General features: G+C 39.2%; 16 protein-coding genes and 1 riboswitch. Of the genes, 11 read left to right on the top strand and 5 right to left on the bottom strand.

Features of this window, described 5'->3' with window-relative positions:
- Positions 1–5 precede the first annotated feature (5 nt).
- The 4 genes from L6W14_RS17440 to L6W14_RS17425 form a co-directional block, all read right to left on the bottom strand.
- A complete protein-coding gene (locus tag L6W14_RS17440; protein WP_237898517.1) occupies positions 6–677 on the bottom strand; it encodes an AroM family protein in 672 nt (223 codons plus the stop codon).
- Positions 678–682: 5 nt separating this feature from the next.
- A complete protein-coding gene (locus L6W14_RS17435) occupies positions 683–1,825 on the bottom strand; it encodes an amidohydrolase (protein ID WP_131521258.1) in 1,143 nt (380 codons plus the stop codon).
- Complete coding sequence (locus tag L6W14_RS17430) at positions 1,822–2,892, bottom strand: amidohydrolase family protein (RefSeq protein ID WP_237898516.1); 1,071 nt, start codon at positions 2,890–2,892, stop codon at positions 1,822–1,824. Before L6W14_RS17430 ends, L6W14_RS17435 begins: the two co-directional genes overlap by 4 nt.
- A gap of 63 nt (positions 2,893–2,955) precedes the next feature.
- Entirely contained in the window at positions 2,956–4,557 is a 1,602-nt protein-coding gene (locus L6W14_RS17425; RefSeq protein WP_131521260.1) for an ABC transporter substrate-binding protein, read from the bottom strand.
- 219 nt (positions 4,558–4,776) lie between these two features.
- On the opposite strand from L6W14_RS17425, the gene L6W14_RS17420 reads away from it, so the two are divergent.
- The 10 genes from L6W14_RS17420 (at position 4,777) to L6W14_RS17375 (ending at position 14,155) form a co-directional block, all read left to right on the top strand.
- The gene (locus L6W14_RS17420) at positions 4,777–5,739 is read left to right on the top strand and encodes an ABC transporter permease (RefSeq protein ID WP_004225947.1); all 963 of its coding nucleotides are present in this window, start codon (positions 4,777–4,779) and stop codon (positions 5,737–5,739) included.
- Positions 5,740–5,741: 2 nt separating this feature from the next.
- Positions 5,742–6,608 (top strand): ABC transporter permease, encoded by an 867-nt coding sequence (locus L6W14_RS17415; protein WP_004225950.1) that lies wholly within the window; start codon positions 5,742–5,744, stop codon positions 6,606–6,608.
- A gap of 17 nt (positions 6,609–6,625) precedes the next feature.
- Positions 6,626–7,648, top strand: a complete 1,023-nt coding sequence (locus tag L6W14_RS17410; protein ID WP_237898513.1) for an ABC transporter ATP-binding protein — start codon at positions 6,626–6,628, stop codon at positions 7,646–7,648.
- Positions 7,632–8,639, top strand: a complete 1,008-nt coding sequence (locus L6W14_RS17405) for an ABC transporter ATP-binding protein (protein WP_237898511.1) — start codon at positions 7,632–7,634, stop codon at positions 8,637–8,639. The genes L6W14_RS17410 and L6W14_RS17405 overlap by 17 nt, the downstream gene beginning before the upstream one ends.
- Positions 8,640–8,683: 44 nt before the next feature.
- Positions 8,684–9,637, top strand: a complete 954-nt coding sequence (locus L6W14_RS17400) for a DUF1177 domain-containing protein (protein WP_237898509.1) — start codon at positions 8,684–8,686, stop codon at positions 9,635–9,637.
- Positions 9,630–10,898, top strand: coding sequence for a M20 family metallopeptidase (locus tag L6W14_RS17395; RefSeq protein WP_131521264.1), 1,269 nt, complete (start codon positions 9,630–9,632; stop codon positions 10,896–10,898). The genes L6W14_RS17400 and L6W14_RS17395 overlap by 8 nt, the downstream gene beginning before the upstream one ends.
- 134 nt (positions 10,899–11,032) lie before the next feature.
- The gene (locus L6W14_RS17390; protein ID WP_131521265.1) at positions 11,033–11,794 is read left to right on the top strand and encodes an IclR family transcriptional regulator; all 762 of its coding nucleotides are present in this window, start codon (positions 11,033–11,035) and stop codon (positions 11,792–11,794) included.
- An 11-nt stretch (positions 11,795–11,805) separates the two neighbouring features.
- A complete protein-coding gene (locus L6W14_RS17385) occupies positions 11,806–12,729 on the top strand; it encodes an aminopeptidase (protein ID WP_131521266.1) in 924 nt (307 codons plus the stop codon).
- Positions 12,730–12,927: 198 nt separating this feature from the next.
- Positions 12,928–13,395, top strand: coding sequence for an NUDIX domain-containing protein (locus L6W14_RS17380; RefSeq protein ID WP_054549912.1), 468 nt, complete (start codon positions 12,928–12,930; stop codon positions 13,393–13,395).
- Complete coding sequence (locus L6W14_RS17375) at positions 13,379–14,155, top strand: alpha/beta hydrolase family protein (protein WP_237898506.1); 777 nt, start codon at positions 13,379–13,381, stop codon at positions 14,153–14,155. Before L6W14_RS17380 ends, L6W14_RS17375 begins: the two co-directional genes overlap by 17 nt.
- A gap of 65 nt (positions 14,156–14,220) precedes the next feature.
- Here L6W14_RS17375 and pckA read toward each other — a convergent pair whose 3' ends face one another.
- A complete protein-coding gene (gene pckA, locus L6W14_RS17370; RefSeq protein WP_237898501.1) occupies positions 14,221–15,807 on the bottom strand; it encodes a phosphoenolpyruvate carboxykinase (ATP) in 1,587 nt (528 codons plus the stop codon).
- Positions 15,808–16,196: 389 nt separating this feature from the next.
- A riboswitch (SAM riboswitch) is annotated at positions 16,197–16,315 on the top strand.
- A gap of 258 nt (positions 16,316–16,573) precedes the next feature.
- On the opposite strand from pckA, the gene metK reads away from it, so the two are divergent.
- A complete protein-coding gene (gene metK, locus L6W14_RS17365) occupies positions 16,574–17,770 on the top strand; it encodes a methionine adenosyltransferase (protein WP_004225981.1) in 1,197 nt (398 codons plus the stop codon).
- Positions 17,771–17,829 lie beyond the last annotated feature (59 nt).

The raw sequence follows: 17,829 nt of genomic DNA, 5'->3' as shown, positions 1-17,829 counted from the left end.
TTCTATTAGCAAATGGCTTTTAAAATTGTAAAAACCGCTTCTCGAGGGACAATGATGGGGATAGTGAGTTGATCTTTAATCATGTTTTTCATCGTTGTGGAATAGCCCATACAATCAAGTATAAGCAAATCGGCTCCTTGCTCTTCTAATTGTTGTGCTTTTGACAATAAATGTTGGTTATCAAAGTGGTATGGGGAGCTTGCTGAAAAAGTTACATCGAACTGTGCTTTTTGCCATTTCTCTGCAACCGTTCGATGTTGTTCGGGTTCGGGGCCTATCAAACCAATGGCTAATTCTGTATGTAAGCCCTTCACTAAATTAGTCATCATACGATCAGGTAGTAAAAGATTTTTATAGGATAATTTATTCGTAAAATCTCCTGTACACATAAGTAGTATCCAAGTGAATTCATGTAGATCATCAATGCAGCTTTGAATATAAGGCATGAGCTTTTGTTTACTGAGCTTTACTTGTCGACCATTGGTAAGAAGTGTTACTAAAACATCTGAGTCCTCACAAGAAGGCGAAAGTGTAGCAATTTCCTCTGAGGAAAGTGAATCCAGTACACCAAATTCACGAACATGTAAACCAGCTTCTCTTAATTGCTGTATATCCTCTGCCATATCTTTACGAGGTGCCTGACCAATTGTTACAACGGCAATTTTCGAATGTTGCATTGCGTTCACTCCGCTTCGTAATATTTTTGTCCATTTACATAAGTTTGTAAAACCTTTGCTTCTGTTTCAAAAATAGGGTGCGACCAAACCACAAAATCAGCATCTTTGCCTTCCTCAAGGCTGCCAATGCGGTGATCAAGCTGTACAAGCTTAGCTGCATTGATCGTAATACTTTTGAGGGCTGTGACTTCATCTAAACCATAACGAATCGCTTCTGTGGCACAATACTTTAAGTATTGAATTGGTACAAATGGATGATCTGTCATGATAGCAAATGGAATATTATGTTCTTTAAAAACGGCAGCAATTGCGGGTGTAGAATGACGCGTTTCGTATTTAGATGGCGTTAACATATAGGGCCCAAGCGTTGCATGGAATCCACTTTCTTTAACGGCATCCACAATGAGATAGCCTTCTGTGCAGTGCTCTAAATGAAGCTTCACATTAAATTCTTTGGCAATTCTAATTGCTGTCATAATGTCATCTGCTCTATGGCAGTGAAGGCGAAGTGGCATGTCGCCTCGAAGTACCTCAATAAACGGGCGTAACTCAGCATTTTCTTTAATTTGCTCAGTTTGTTGTTGTTCATTGAGTTGACTTGCACGTTGGAAACCATCTCGTAAAAGCTGTGCAATGGCCATACGAGTCATCGGCTTGCGCTTATACTGATTGCCAAAGACGTTTTTCGGATTTTCCCCTAGGGCCCCCTTTAAACCGCTCCGCTCTACTAAAACACGAGAGGAAAGGGTAGGTCCTGCTGTTTTAAGAATGCTCCAAATACCACCAATGACATTGGCACTACCTGGCCCAGTTTGCACAGTGGTTACGCCCCCTTCTAACGCATGTTGAAAGGAAAAGTGTCGGATATCTACACTGTCTAAAGCGTGCATAAGAGGTGTAAAGGGTTCGCTATATTCATTGGCATCATTAATGTCTTCAGTGACTTCAGCCCATGTTCCGACATGTGCATGAATATCAATTAATCCTGGTGTAACATAAGCTCCCTGTAGATCAACTAGCTCTGCTTGTGGGGGAAATTCTTTGGCTGGTCCAATATAGACAATACGCCCATTTTCGATCCATAACTGTTCACAAGTATCGTTCTGCTCATTGACTGTATGAAACTTTGCATGATGATAAATAATCATTGTGTAAACCCTTCTTCCCGTGCATAAACTTTTGTTCCTTTAATATAGGTTGCGACAACCTGGGCATCTAAATTTAATGGATGCTTATCCCAAATAACAAAATCAGCAAGCAGACCATCACGAATAGCACCTGTTAGATGGGCAATCCCTAGAAAATTTGCAGCCCCGGTTGTCAGAGCATATAGCACGTCCTGGCGTGCCATACCTTCTCTTACAGCTAAGCATCCTTCTAATGTTAGATGCGAGGTGCTACTAACAGGATGATCCGTACAAAAAACGAATGGAATACTGTGCTTATACAGTTGATGATACAGTTTGGGAGATAGTGCCATCATCTCATTGTGCTCAATATATCGAAATGTAGGACCAGCTATAACCGTATTAAAGGATGTTTCATGAAGGAATGTAATTTCAGTGCCATGGATAATATGAAAATCAAAAATTGACCCAAATTCTTGTTGAAGGCGGCTAATGAATTCAAGATCAACGGCTTTGTGCGCTCGAATAACGATTTTCGTAATGGACGGCTCCTGTTGCTGAATTTGTTGTAATGTTTCTCTTAAAATTTTGGCGATGCCCATACGAGTGAGTGGTTTTTTCTTTTCAGCGAAAAAAGTACTTTTTGCCTGATGTCCAATAGAGAAGGAATAAGCCACATCTTTTGAAATTACCATTTCATCAACCGTTGTATGTGTATGGTGAATAATAGCCGTTTTTGCACCTATCAAGCTTTTAGGAGAGGGAACAATATGAGATGCAGTCACCCCATGAGAAACAGCTTTTTGAAAAGCAGTATCAAATGGGTATATGCCATCAACGACAGAATATTGCAGATGGGAGTCAAATTCATAGCTATCATCACCTTCCCAACGAATCCCTATTTCAGCTAGACCGATTTGTGAGCAGCTATCGATAAAACCTGGTGTAATATAGTAGCCATCTAAATCCAACTCTGTTTCAGGTGAATGAGTAGCGGGCTCAAAGTATTGCCCTTGCACTTGAAAAGATTGCTTATTAAAGCTACGTGTCTCAGAATTAAAAACAAGTCCATTTATATAGCGAGTCATCGGATCTAATCTCTCCTTATGAAGAGAAAAGCGGAGACTAGTATCTCCACTTTTCAAGTTTAATTATTTAGTAATGGAAACGTTTGTGCCATTTGGATGCACAATTTGTACGGAGTTATCAGCAGAAACCTCAAAGCCCTGTACTTTTTTGTTTACACCTGCAACTGTTTGTGTTGCCTCTAATTCAATACGTGGAACATCCGCTAAAATTAGCTTTAATGCTTCTTGGTATAATTTTGCACGTTCTTCTTGCACCACTGTTTCTGATACGGCACGTTCTAATAATTTATCCACTTCTGGATTGCTGTAGCCTTTACCATTTCCTAACGCACCAATTTGATTTGTGTGGAATAATTGATAAAGGAAGAAATAAGGATCTGGGTACCAAGTCCAGCCACCAATATTCATTGGCGCATTACCCTTTGCCACAGTATCACTGTAAGTACCCCATTCAAGCACTTTTATTTCCACATCAATATTTAAGTTCTTCTTTAACTGACTTTGGAAAATCGTTGCGTAAGGAACACGTGCTTCTGATACGAAAATCTCTGTCTTGAAGCCATCAGCGTAACCAGCCTCTGCTAGTAATTTTTTTGCTTCTTCTGGATTATATTTTGGTACCATATCAACTAACGATTGATCATATCCCCATGAACCAGGTGGTAATGGTAAATAAGAAACATCGCCGCCACCCCATTGGTTAACGCCAGAAATAATTTCCTCTACATTTGTTGCCATATAAATCGCTTCACGAACGCGTTTGTCAGCAGTTGGACCTACTTTGTTATTAAGATCAAGATAAACAATCGATAGACCTGGATTTGTTAAAAGCTCAAGGTTACTATCTTGGTTGATGATTTCTCGGTTTTGACCTTTAACGTCCATGGCAATATCAATATCACCAGAACGTAATGCGTTGGTCATCATATTTTGATCGGAGATAAACTTCATTGTTAAGTTATCGACATTTGGCTTATCGCCCCAATAATTATCGTGACGAACTAATTTTACTTCTTGGTCTTTTTTCCATTCTGTTAGTTGGAATGGACCTGTACCAACAAAGTGTTCAGAAAAATTATCGCCCCATCCTTCAACTTCTTCTTTTGGAATAATAATATTCCCTGCATCCGTTAGCATAGCAAGTAGGGCAGCATTTGGTGTAGCTAAGTGAATCTCTACTTCATAATCCGATAACACTTTCACTTCTGTCACACCACTTAAACGATTCATAGCAGATTCTTTAGCAGATCGTTCTAAAGAGTATTTGACATCTTCAGCTGTCATTTCACGGCCATCCTGATACTGACCTTTTTGGAATTTAACACCTTCGCGTAATTTGAATGTGTAGACTAACATATCCTCTGATACATTCCATTCAGTTGCTAACGAAGGGATGATATCAGATAGATCTTTGTTATAAACAACTAACGTATCAGCCATTTGGCGCATCACCTGTGATTCATAAACCCCAGTATATTTGATCGGATCAAATGTTTTTGCATTGGCTGACAGACCAATATTTAATGTGCCTCCAGAAGTAGCTTCTCCCTCTTTTTTATCCGTTGAAGTACTTTTCTCATTGTTTCCACCACAAGCAGCTAAAACACCAATTAGTAAAGTTAAAAAGAGTAGTAGTAAAGACTTTCTTACGTTTAATTTCTTCATATGCACTAGCCTCCTTAGTTTTTGTTTCACAATATGAACCGTTGATTCAAAAATGGTAGGTTCGAGATTAAAATTAGCATACTTGTAAATAGAAAGTAAATATAAAATTACAAAGATTCAGAAAAAAATATATTTACAAACAATTATTGAGTGGTGTACTATGTGGTTATTCACAATATGAACCACTGATTCTAATAATGAAAAGGAGGTCTTGCTAAGATGGGCTCATTTATTTTAAAAAGATTAGTTAACCTCATCCCGACACTGCTAGTAGTAGGAATTATCGTCTTTATTATTACGCGAATGATTCCTGGTGACCCGGCTTCAGTCATGCTTGGACCACAAGCAAGTGTAGAAGATGTAGAGAATTTAAGAGAAGAGCTAGGATTAAATAAATCCATGCCTTCGCAATTTATTTCATATGTAGGAGATCTAGCACAGTTAAATTTAGGATATTCCTATTCTTATAGTGAGTCTGTCATCGGACTTATTCTCGAAAGGTTCCCTAATACAGTGATATTGGCATTGGCAGCGCTGTTAATAGCCGTCGTGATTGGCATCCCAGCAGGAATATTTGCAGCGAGAAAGCAAAATACCATCATTGATTATGTTGTAATGCTTGTGTCATTAGTTGGTGTATCTATGCCAATTTTCTGGTTGGGCATCATGCTTGTCTTATTCTTTAGTGTTAACCTTGGTTGGTTCCCAGCGACTGGGATGGGGAATATCAGTGATGGCCTATGGACCTATTTGAAACATTTAATTTTGCCAGCATTTGCTTTAGCAACGATTCCAATGGCGACATTTGCACGGATTACCCGTTCAAGTATGTTAGAGGTTATTTCGCAAGATTATATTAAAACAGCTCGTTCTAAAGGTATTAAAGAATATTTAGTAATTGGTAAACATGCATTTAAGAATGCGCTAACACCGATTTTAACCGTGTTAGGAATGCAAATTTCTAATTTACTGGGCGGAGCGGTTTTAACAGAAACAATTTTTAGTTGGCCTGGGATGGGTCGATTAATTGTAGATGCCATTGATAAACGTGACTTTGTAGTCGTCCAAGGTACTGTTATTTTCATTGCGTTTATCTTTGTGCTTGTTAACTTAGTAGTCGATGTACTTTATAAAGTGGTCAATCCTAAGGTCAATTTAGAATCGGATGGGGGGAAAAAATAACAATGACTCAAGCAATCGTCCAAGAAACGAAAAAAAGAAATACGTTATTGCGCAAGTTGCTAAAAAATAAATTAGCGACAATTGGGTTAATCATTGTCACTTTAATGGGTATTGTTGCTATTTTTGCCCCATTGATTGCTACCCATCCACCGAATGAAATGATTGTCGGTAAATCGTTTTTACCGATGAATACAGAAGGACATTTATTAGGAACAGATAACTATGGCCGTGATCTGTTTAGTCGCTTAGTTTACGGTACACGAATCTCAATGATTGTTGGGATTGCGGCGGTGCTATTTGGTGCTGTGTTTGGCACACTGCTAGGCTTAGTGGCAGGGTATTTTGGTGGACGCATTGATTCCATTATTATGCGCACAATGGATGGTCTTTTCGCATTCCCATTTATATTACTAGCTATTACATTAATGACGGTATTAGGGCAAGGACTTGTCAATGTCATTGTTGCGATTGGTATTGCTAATATTCCAGGTTTCGCACGACTTGTTCGAGGACAGGTGTTAAGTGTAAAAGAGGAGGAATTCGTTGAAGTAACGCATTCTTTAGGTGCTACACATACGAGGATCATTTTTAGCCATATATTACCGAACTGTTTAGCCCCTTTAATTGTCTATGGAACGATGAGTACAGCTGGCGCTATTATTTCAGAAGCTGCCCTTAGCTTTTTAGGATTAGGCGTTCAACCACCAACAGCTTCATGGGGCAGTATTTTAAAAGATGGCAAAGACTTTTTAGTATTAAATCCCCAAATGGCGACATTTTCAGGCATTTGTATTTTATTAACAGTTCTTGGAATTAACCTATTAGGGGATGGATTACGCGATGCATTAGATCCGAAAATGAAAGTTTAATGGAAGGGGGTGGAGTCATGACTGAACGTTTACTAGATGTAGAAAACTTAACAGTAGAATTTAAAAGTGGCGGCTCTACAATGAAAGCTGTTAATGGAGTAAATTTACAATTAAATAAGAAGGAAACACTAGGTATTGTGGGAGAGTCAGGATCAGGAAAAAGTGTTACAGCCACTGCTCTCATGCGTTTAATTCCATCTCCGCCAGGAAAAATAACGAATGGAAAAATTCTATTTAATGGCCGCGATTTAATCGAAATTTCTGAAAAGGAAATGCGCAATGTGCGAGGCAATGACATCTCAATGATTTTCCAAGATCCCATTACAAGTTTGAATCCCGTATTAACAGTGGGCAATCAAATTATTGAAGTCATCCAAGCACATGAAACAATATCGAAGAAAGATGCCGCTATCAAAGCCGTTGATATGTTAAAAATGGTTGGGATTCCTGAGCCAGAGAAACGATTAAAAATGTATCCTCATGAATTTTCAGGAGGAATGCGTCAGCGTGTCATGATTGCTATTGCCCTAGCTTGTAACCCGAAACTACTCATTGCGGATGAGCCAACAACTGCACTAGATGTAACTGTACAAGCTCAAATTCTTGATTTAATGAAAAAATTACAGCAAGAACATGATACAGCCATTATTATGATAACGCATGATTTAGGTGTGGTTTGGGAGCTATGTGACAAAGTAAATGTTATGTATGCAGGTCGTACAGTAGAGTCTACTACAACCAGACAGCTCTATGAAAAACCTTTACATCCCTATACGTGGGGATTATTAGAGTCTCAAATTACAATGGGGACACAAGAGCAACAAAGGCTGCCGGCTATTCCAGGTAGTCCGCCAGATTTAACAATGCCATATAGTGGCTGTCACTTCTCAGCACGATGTCCTTTAGCGACAGATATTTGTCGTAGTACGGTGCCTGACTTAGTGGAAGTACAGGACAACCATTTTGTAGCCTGCCATTTACAAGCAAAAGATCAAATTGTCCCAAGGAAGGAGGGAATTTTTAATGCAACAATACAATGAACTTGTCTTAAAGGTAAGTAATTTAAAAAAGCATTTTCCCATTAAAAGTTCAATTCCTTTTAAAAAACCAACACAATTTGTGAAGGCGGTAGATGGTGTAAGTTTTGAGTTATATAAAGGCGAGACACTGGGGATTGTGGGAGAGTCGGGATGTGGTAAATCGACGGTCGCCCGTTTAATCAACCAGCTAATTTCACCAACAGAGGGAATAGTTGAATTTAAGGGAACGGATTTAGCAAGCTTAAATTCAAAAGATATTCGCTCTGCTCGAAAATCCATCCAAATGGTTTTCCAAAATCCTTATGCATCACTCGATCCTCGTAAAACGATTGAATATCTTATTGCTGAGCCATTAGTGATCCATGGGATTGGTGATGAGGCATCCCGTAAAAAGCGGGTAGTTGAATTACTGGAAACGGTCGGATTAAGTGCCTACCATGCAAAGCGCCATCCACATGAATTTTCTGGTGGACAAAGACAACGCATTAATATTGCTCGCGCTCTTGCACTGAATCCGGATATTGTGGTGTGTGATGAACCTGTTTCCGCATTAGATGTCTCTGTACAGGCTCAGGTTATCAATCTATTAAAAGATTTACAGAAAGAATTCGGTTTAACCTATATTTTTATTTCACATGATTTGAATGTCGTGAACTACATGTGTGATCGTATTGCTGTCATGTATTTAGGGAAAATAGTGGAAATTGGCACATACAAGGAAATTTATGAGAACCCTCAGCATCCTTATACACAAGCCTTGTTATCAGCCATACCTAAGGAAAATCCTTTTGATAAAAAGGACCGTATTATTTTATCTGGCGATGTTCCAAGTCCAGTGAATCCCCCGAGTGGCTGTGCATTCCATAAGCGTTGTCGTTTTGCTACAGAAAAATGTGCTGAGGTCCAACCGACACTTGATACAGTATCAGCTACACATCAAGTATCGTGTCATTTATTTAAGTCGATACAGCAAGAAGTATCATCAATTTAACGAAAGATAAAATTTATTGAAGCAGAAAAAGGAGCGGACTGATTATGTCATTAAAGCATGTTATTGAATTATACGAGGTAATGGATAGTATTCATGTAAACGGAGACACGATTAAAGAGTATTTACACAATATTGATTCCACAGCAGATGTCAAGGTAAAAACTATTCAAGGCGAAAGCGGCTCAACTGATTTTGTTCGTGTCCTCGTGAAAGGAAAGAACGGCAAATCCTCTGGCGGGAATGCACCTACATTAGGAATTATTGGACGATTAGGTGGTATTGGAGCACGCCCTGAAATGACAGGCTTTGTATCAGATGGAGACGGCGCACTGGCATGTCTGGCAGGAGCAGCAAAAGCTATTGATATGGTCTTAAAGGGTGATCAATTAGAGGGTGACGTTATTTTCTCCACACATATTTGTCCAACAGCTCCAACCTTACCACATGAGCCAGTGCCATTTATGAACTCGCCAGTGGATATTAGTGTCATGAACGAAAATGAAGTAGAAGACACAATGGATGCTATTCTATCAATTGATACAACAAAAGGCAATCAAGTATGTAACCATAAAGGATTTGCGATAACGCCAACTGTCAAAGAAGGTTACATATTAAAAATAAGTGATGATTTATTGCACGTATATACACAATCTGCTGGCATTTCTCCAGTTGTGCTGCCGATTACGATGCAAGACATTACACCCTATGGGAATGGTTTATTCCATATCAATAGTATTTTACAACCAGCAGTTGCAACATCTAGCCCTGTTGTAGGTGTAGCGATTACAACCGAATCTGTTGTGGCAGGCTGCGCAACAGGTGCAACCCATGTTACAGATGTAGAGAATGTTGTGCGATTTGTGTTGGAGGTAGCAAAAACTTATGGTGCTAATAAATGCTCTTTCTTTGATGAAACACAATTTACACATATGAAAGGCTTATATGGTAGCATGCGTCATTTACAAACGAAAGGAAACGAGGTACACACACATGAATGATTTACAAGCACTTAAAGCTCAATTAGTAGATGCAGTTGAAAATCATCAAGATGAATTGATAGCGTTTTGTTCAAAGCTCATTCAAATTCCAAGTGTCAATCCTCCGGGGGATACGACTGAAATAACAGCTTTTATTGAAAACTATTTAAATGATGTAGGCATTACTTATCAAAAATATGAAGCTGCAGATAAAATGTTTAATTTAGTAGCTTCTATTGGAAATGGGGAAGGAAAAGAACTCGTTTATTGTGGCCATACCGATGTTGTTCCTGTCGGTGATCTATCAAAATGGGATTTTGATCCGTTTTCAGGAGAAGTGAAGGATGGCTGGATGCTTGGCCGTGGGGCGAGTGATATGAAAGCTGGTTTAGCAGGTGTTATTTTTGCAACAAAGCTATTAAAGAAACTGAACATTGAACTACCAGGGAAATTAACTTTGGCGATCGTACCAGATGAAGAAACTGGCGGTGAATTTGGTGTTCCATGGCTGTTAGAGCGAGGCTATGTGCAGGGAGATGGTTGTTTAATCGCTGAGCCCTCTTCGCCTTTAAACCCAACTATTGGACAAAAGGGCTCTTACTGGTTTGAATTAGAGGTGCGTGGGGAACCTGGTCATGGAAGCCTGTCACCATTGGCTGGACGAAATGCCATTGTCGATGCAATTCGAGCTATACAAGAGATTCGTACACTATGGGATGTAGAAATCACAATACCTGAAGAGGTACAGCCACTTATCGAGGTATCAAAAAAATACATGCGTGAAGTGGAGAAAGATCGCTTGAAATATCAAGAAGTTTTAGAGAAAATTACTGTAAATATTGGTACAATTGAGGGAGGTACGAAGTCAAACGTAATCCCGGATTACTGTAAGGTCCAGGTCGATTGTCGTTTACCATTTGGTATTACACAAGAAGAAGTAACAGAAATCTTGACAACTAAACTAGATGGCTTGGCTATCGATTATTCAATCCAACGTTTTGGCTTCAAAAGCGTAGCCAATTATACGCCTGCTGAAAATCCTGTTTGCCAATCGATAGTGGAAAATATATCGTATGTTACAGGGCAAGAGGCATATGGTGTCATGCAATGGGCAAGCAGTGACGCTCGTCATTTCAGACAATATGATATTCCTGTATTGCAATACGGCCCAGCTTATTTACCAAGTATTCATGGTTATAATGAAAAAGTACGTGTTGAGGATATCGTACGCTGTGCAAAAGTTTATATAACTGCTGCTGTTGATTTCCTATATCAAAAGTAAGAGATTAGCTACTCTCTTACTTTTGATAAAGTGATATCAGGTGCTGACGGCTGCTAAATCTGTCGATTATTTCCCCCTTAAGAGAGAGATTTGCAGCCGTTTGTACAGATAAATAGTTCAGAAGGATGAGAGATATGCTAAAGACATTAAATTTATCAATTGCGGTTTTAAAAATGTTTACAAAGGAAAAACCCACATGGGGTGGTCGAGAGTTAGCACTGGCGATGAACATGAATCATACAAATTTATATCGCATTCTTGAAACCTTCGAAAATAATGGGTTTATTACAAAAGATCCTATAACAAAAAAATATTCTCTTGGTATTGCATTATGGGAAATAGGTATGAATATGTATGATTCATTAAACATAGATCAGCTATGTATGCCAGTTCTTGATAAATTAAAGGATGTCACTGGTGAAACAGCCATTTTTACCGTACTGAATGGACTGGAAGCGTTAACATTACTAAAAGCAGAGCCTGTAAATAAGGTGAAGTTTACAGTTTCAAGAGGAAGTAGATCGCCACTATATGTAGGAGCATCTTACCGTTCAATGCTTGCTTTTTTAAATGAAGAGCAAGTTGCAAAGGTCATAGATGAACCATTAACAGCTTATACAAATAATACGATGACAGATGCCACAGAAATAAGGGCAGAGCTAGAAAAAATTAGAACATGTGGCTATGCACTTAGTAATAGTGAGTATTCGGTCGATGTATTGGCGCTAGCTATGCCTATATTTAATAGTGAGGAGCAGGTCGTAGCGTCTATTACCGTTTCTGGACCAATTTATCGTTTTACAGAGCAACGTGTTCCGGAGTTTTTGGGACCTTTAACGGAAGCTAGAAATGAAATAGAAGGAATTATTCGTAGATATCATTTGAATTTTAATTAAGGAGTCCTATTATGCATCATTTACATGATATTGCACTAAATGTTTTAAAAGGCAATCTAAATGTTCATTCTTCAGAGTCACTATTAATTTTGACGGATAGCCACAAACAAGACATCGCGAAAATTTTTTATGAAGCTGGACTGTCAATTACTGCAAATACAATGTTCATGGTGATGCCCCTGTTAGAGAAATCCGGGCAGGAGCCAATCCATGCAGTTTCTGAGCTTATGGCTAATGCCGATGTTGCACTGTGTATTACCTCCCACTCCCTAACACATACACTGGCTCGTAAACATGCCTGTGAAAAGGGTGGACGTGTAGCAACAATGCCAGGGGTAACATTGGAGATGCTGGAGCAAGGTGCCCTTCATGCAGATGCACAGGAGATCGAAGCTACGGTAGAAAAATATGCCCTTTTACTTGATACGGCTAAAGATATTCGTATTGTCAAGGATGGCCATGAGCTGATGTTTAGTGTAGAAGGCCGTTTCGGAATACGTTCCACAGGGGTTATTCGTCAACCTGGTGAGTATGGAAATATTCCTTCAGGAGAATCATATATTGCACCAATAGAAACATCTGCGAATGGAGAGATTTTAGTAGATGGCTCTATTGCTAATATTGGTGTCTTAAAGGAGCCATTATTATTAAAAATAAAGAATGGTCGCTTAGAAGAAGCAGTCGGTCCTGATGGTCCACGACTACTGGCATTACTTGGTGAAGGCAATGGTAGAGTCATTGCAGAGTTTGGCATCGGAGCCAATAAAAGTGCCATCCTATGTGGCAATGTATTAGAGGATGAGAAGGTGTATGGGACCATCCATATCGCATTTGGCAGTAATGCGCCATTCGGTGGAGCCAATGCATCAGATGTTCATATTGATTGTGTTGTGAAAAGTCCTATCGTCTATTTTGATGGTCAGCAAGTAATCTAAAGAAAAGCGTGTCTTCCTATGAAGCACGCTTTTTTCATGCTTTACAAGACTGTAGCTTAGGGTTGCTTGTCATTGTAGGTTTACAATATAGTTAATATAGATGAATAGGAATGATGTTTAAATTCTGTCCATAAAATAGAAGTATGATGAAGCAAGTAACTTTTGTTTTGCAACAAGAAAGAACGTGAGGTTGAAGAGATGTTAACATTTACAGATTTACATGGCCTACAAGTAGATTTGAGTTTTACAAGAGGCGAATTTAAAGTAGAACCTAAACACGTCCTCGTCCTATTAAAGCATGAAAATAAATGGTTATGTACTGTCCATAAACGACGTGGTGTAGAAGTGCCAGGAGGGAAATTAGAAGAAGGCGAAACCTTAGAGGAGGCGGCGATTCGAGAAGTTTTTGAAGAGACGGGTGTTCATGTGAAAAATCTTCAATGGTTTGCAGAGTATGCAGTGTATGATGAAATCGTTTTTTGTAAATCCGTTTTCACTGCACAATTTTTGGCGCAAGAGGATATAGAATTTGATTTAGAAACGTCAGGCATGCTTTGGTTAACCGATGAAGAATTTGCTCAGCATCCTAACTTGAGTTTTCACATGAAGGATGAGGGGATGAAGAAAATGCTGGAGGAGCTGAAACATCGTGACACACAATGGTGATATTATCGAAAAACGCCCCTATCCTTCACCAAATCCAGCTATCCGTTTAACGGAAATAACCTATCTTTCACAGGGCTTACGTATAAAAGGACTATTAGCAGAGCCAAAGACAGAAGGTACATATGATGGCTTTTTATATTTAAGGGGCGGCATGCAAAGCATTGGGATGGTAAGACCCTCTCGTATTGCACAATTTGCGGCGCAGGGCTTTATCGTATTTGCCCCATATTATCGTGGGAATCGTGGGGGAGAGGGTCGTGACGAGTTTGCAGGGGCAGACCGTTACGATGCGGTCTATGCCGTAGATGTACTCAAACAATTCTGCAATGACAATATTCATGTTTTTGGTTTTTCACGAGGTGGTATTATGGCTCTGTGGACAGCTATTTTAAGGAGGGATATTACTTCTGTTGTAACATGGGCAGGTGTTTCTGATGCAACAGCCACTTATTGGGAACGTACAGATATGCGCAGGATGATGAAGCGCGTTATCGGAGGAACACCTAATCGTGTACCAGAAGCGTATGATGCAAGGACACCTCTTTTTGAGATAGAGCGTATAACAGCTCCCGTTCTTATCATTCATGGCTATCGTGATGAAAATGTGGATATTGAACATGCCAGACAATTGGCATTTTTTTTAGAGGAAGCAAATAAATCATTCGAAACTTGGTATGATCTTACCTATGCACATCAATATCCACCAGCAAAAAATCGTGAAACTGTTCGTGCTCTTTGCAAGTGGATGAAACAGCAATAAAGCATAGAGAAAACAAAAAGACAAAGGGAACGAATTAATTGTTCCCTTTGTCTTTTAAATAGATGTTATTTTAATGGACCACCAAGTGTAGTGATGGCTTCAGAAACGTTTGAGAATTTCTTGAAGTTTTCGTTGAATAAGCCTGCAAGCTCAGCAGCTTTTGCATCGTATGCAGCTTTATCTGCCCAAGCTTCACGAGGATTTAACACTTCTGAAGGTACGCCTTCAACTGCTGTTGGAATGTGTAAACCAAACACAGCATCTTGTGTTGTTTCAACATCTGCTAATTTACCATCGATTGCTGCACGGACCATTGTACGTGTATAAGAAAGTTTCATACGGCTACCTGTGCCATATTCGCCACCAGTCCAACCAGTGTTTACTAAGTATACCTGTGCCCCATGCTCGTCAATTTTTTGTCCTAACATTTCTGCGTATACTGTTGCAGGAAGTGGAAGGAATGGAGACCCGAAGCAAGTAGAGAATACTGGTTCTGGCTCAGTCACACCACGTTCAGTTCCAGCAAGTTTAGAAGTGAACCCGCTTAGGAAGTGATACATTGCTTGTTCTTTAGTTAATTTACTGATTGGAGGTAATACACCAAATGCATCAGCTGTTAGGAAGATGATTGTTTTTGGATGACCTGCAACAGAAGGATCAACGATATTTTCGATGTATTGGATTGGATAAGCTACACGAGTATTTTCTGTTAGTGATCCGTCATCATAGTCACAAATACGCGTTTCTGGATCAACAGCTACGTTTTCTAATACAGAGCCGAAGCGAATCGCATTGTAGATTTCTGGTTCTTTTTCAGCAGAAAGGTTGATTGTTTTTGCATAGCAGCCACCCTCAATATTGAATACACCATTAGCAGACCAACCGTGTTCATCGTCACCGATTAGCTTACGATCAGGATCAGCTGATAACGTCGTTTTACCAGTACCAGATAGACCGAAGAATAACGCTACATCGCCAGCTTCACCAACGTTTGCTGAGCAGTGCATTGAAAGAATACCTTGTTGTGGTAATAAGTAGTTCATGATACCAAAGATAGATTTTTTCATTTCACCAGCATATTCTGTACCACCAATTAAAATAATTTTCTTTTCAAGTGATACGATGATGAATGTTTCAGAAGCAGTACCATCAACCGCAGGATCTGCTTTAAAGTTAGGAGCTGAGATGACAGTGAAGTCAGCAACATGAGAAGCTAATTCATCTGCTGTTGGACGGATAAATAATTGATGAGCAAAAAGATTGTGCCATGCGTATTCATTAATAACTTGAATGCTTAATTGTGAATCTTTGTCAGCACCTGCAAAGCCTTTGAATACGAATAACTCGTCACGTTCTTTTAAATATTTTATTACTTTTACATATAGGTTATCGAACACTTCAGAAGAAATCGGTTGGTTGACTTTACCCCAGTCAATTTGATCTTTTGTGCTTTCTTCTTCTACCGTATATTTATCTTTAGGTGAACGACCAGTGTATTTGCCAGTTTCTGCACGAACTGCGCCATCTACTGTTAACATTGCTTCACCACGAGATGTAGCTTTTTCTGCTAATTGTGGTACTGAAAGTTGAACATTAATGTTACCGCCGTTTAATAATTCCTTCAGTTCGTTTGCAATTTCTACTGAATTCATCGATTAAATACCATCCTTTTTTATAGTATTCCCTTGATTTAGAGGGATTTTTTCTTAATTTCAAAAATAGTATAACACAATTGCTTAAATAATCTATACTAATTAAGAAATTATTTTAGAGTTTTTACCACTTTTCAATAAACTGACAAAAAATAATGTTTTTCGAGTAGAATACCATCAATCCTACTGTAATTAGGCACGAAAATTGAGCCACACATATGTTACCACAAGTAGCTAGGTATGTTGTAGGGATTAATTTGCTTCTATTTACATCATCATCCAAGTATGAAAAGTTTTTGTGTAATAAGTTCTTTCCTTTCTATACAGTAATACATAAGAAAATATTTGACAACGTTCGACCTTTTCAGTAACATGAGATTGAACGGATACTCTTATCCCGAGCTGGTGGAGGGTCAGGCCCTGTGAAACCCGGCAACCTGCATGAACTATTTCACGACATGCGTTGGTGCCAACCTGATGCAAGGGAACATCCCTTGAACGATAAGAGTGAAAGGTTACGCAGTCATTATTCCTTTCCTCATGTAAAGTAACGTGAGAAAAGGATTTTTTTATTGTTAAAAATCAATGTAAAGGTAAGTATATGTAGTTCTTTCCTTATTATAATGACGGATCTTTCGAAATCCTCGTGTTAAAAGCAGCAGTAACGGCTTGAGAGTTCAATCCTTAGGAGCGGACTTGACATGGGTAATGAGTACCGTATTCATACACAACTACTTATTGTAAGAGTATTTAGGAGGAAAACCAAATGACAAACCGTCGACTGTTTACATCAGAGAGTGTAACAGAAGGACATCCAGATAAGATTTGTGACCAAATCTCGGATGCCATTTTAGATGCTATTTTAGCAGAAGATCCAAATGCACGTGTAGCGTGTGAAACAACTGTAACAACAGGATTAGTATTAGTAGCAGGAGAAATTACTACTTCTACTTATGTGGATATTAAAGGTATTGTTCGTGACACTGTAGCTGAAATTGGCTATACACGAGGTAAATATGGCTTTGATGCAGAGAACTTAGCGGTGCTTGTGGCAATTGGCGAACAATCACCTGATATTGCCCAAGGTGTTGATCAGGCATTAGAGGCACGTGAAGGCTCTATGACAGATGCTGACATAGAAGCAATTGGTGCTGGTGACCAAGGCTTAATGTTTGGCTATGCATGTAATGAAACACCAGAGCTAATGCCATTACCAATTAGCTTGGCACACAAATTAGCACGCCGTTTAACAGAAGTACGTAAATCAGGGGAACTTGCCTATTTGCGTCCTGATGGTAAAACGCAAGTAACGATTGAATATGATGACAATAATGTACCGGTTCGCGTGGATACAATTGTTATTTCAACACAGCATGATGAAGAAGCAACACTTGAACAAATTCAAGCAGATTTAAAAGAATTTGTTATTGCACCAGTTGTACCGAGTGAATTATTAGATGCTAATACGAAATACTTCATCAATCCAACTGGCCGTTTTGTAATTGGTGGGCCAAAAGGTGATGCTGGATTAACAGGGCGTAAAATCATTGTTGATACATACGGTGGTTATGCACGTCACGGTGGTGGTGCCTTCTCAGGTAAGGATGCAACCAAGGTAGACCGTTCGGCGGCATATGCAGCACGTTATGTAGCGAAAAACATCGTAGCAGCTGGCTTAGCAGAGCGTGCTGAAGTGCAACTTGCCTATGCGATTGGCGTTGCTCAGCCTGTTTCCATTGCTGTCGATACATTTGGCACAGGTAGAGTGAAAGAAAGCGAAATCGTTGAATGGGTACGCGAGCTATTCGATCTACGCCCAGCAGGTATCATTAAAATGCTTGATCTTCGTCGTCCAATTTATAAACAAACTGCTGCGTATGGACATTTTGGTCGTACAGATTTAAATGTACCATGGGAGCAAATTGATAAAGCAGACGCGCTACGAGAAAAAGCACGTTTATAAACTATTGAACTAAAGTAATGAAGTCATTAGAAAATTATTCTGATGTATTAATAAGCAAA

The sequence above is a fragment of the Lysinibacillus sp. ACHW1.5 genome (assembly GCF_022014815.1).
In the GTDB taxonomy this organism is placed as follows: Bacteria; Bacillota; Bacilli; order Bacillales_A; family Planococcaceae; genus Lysinibacillus; species Lysinibacillus capsici.
The sequence above is the reverse complement of the archived record's forward strand: the minus strand, read 5'-3'. Positions and strand labels throughout refer to the sequence as shown.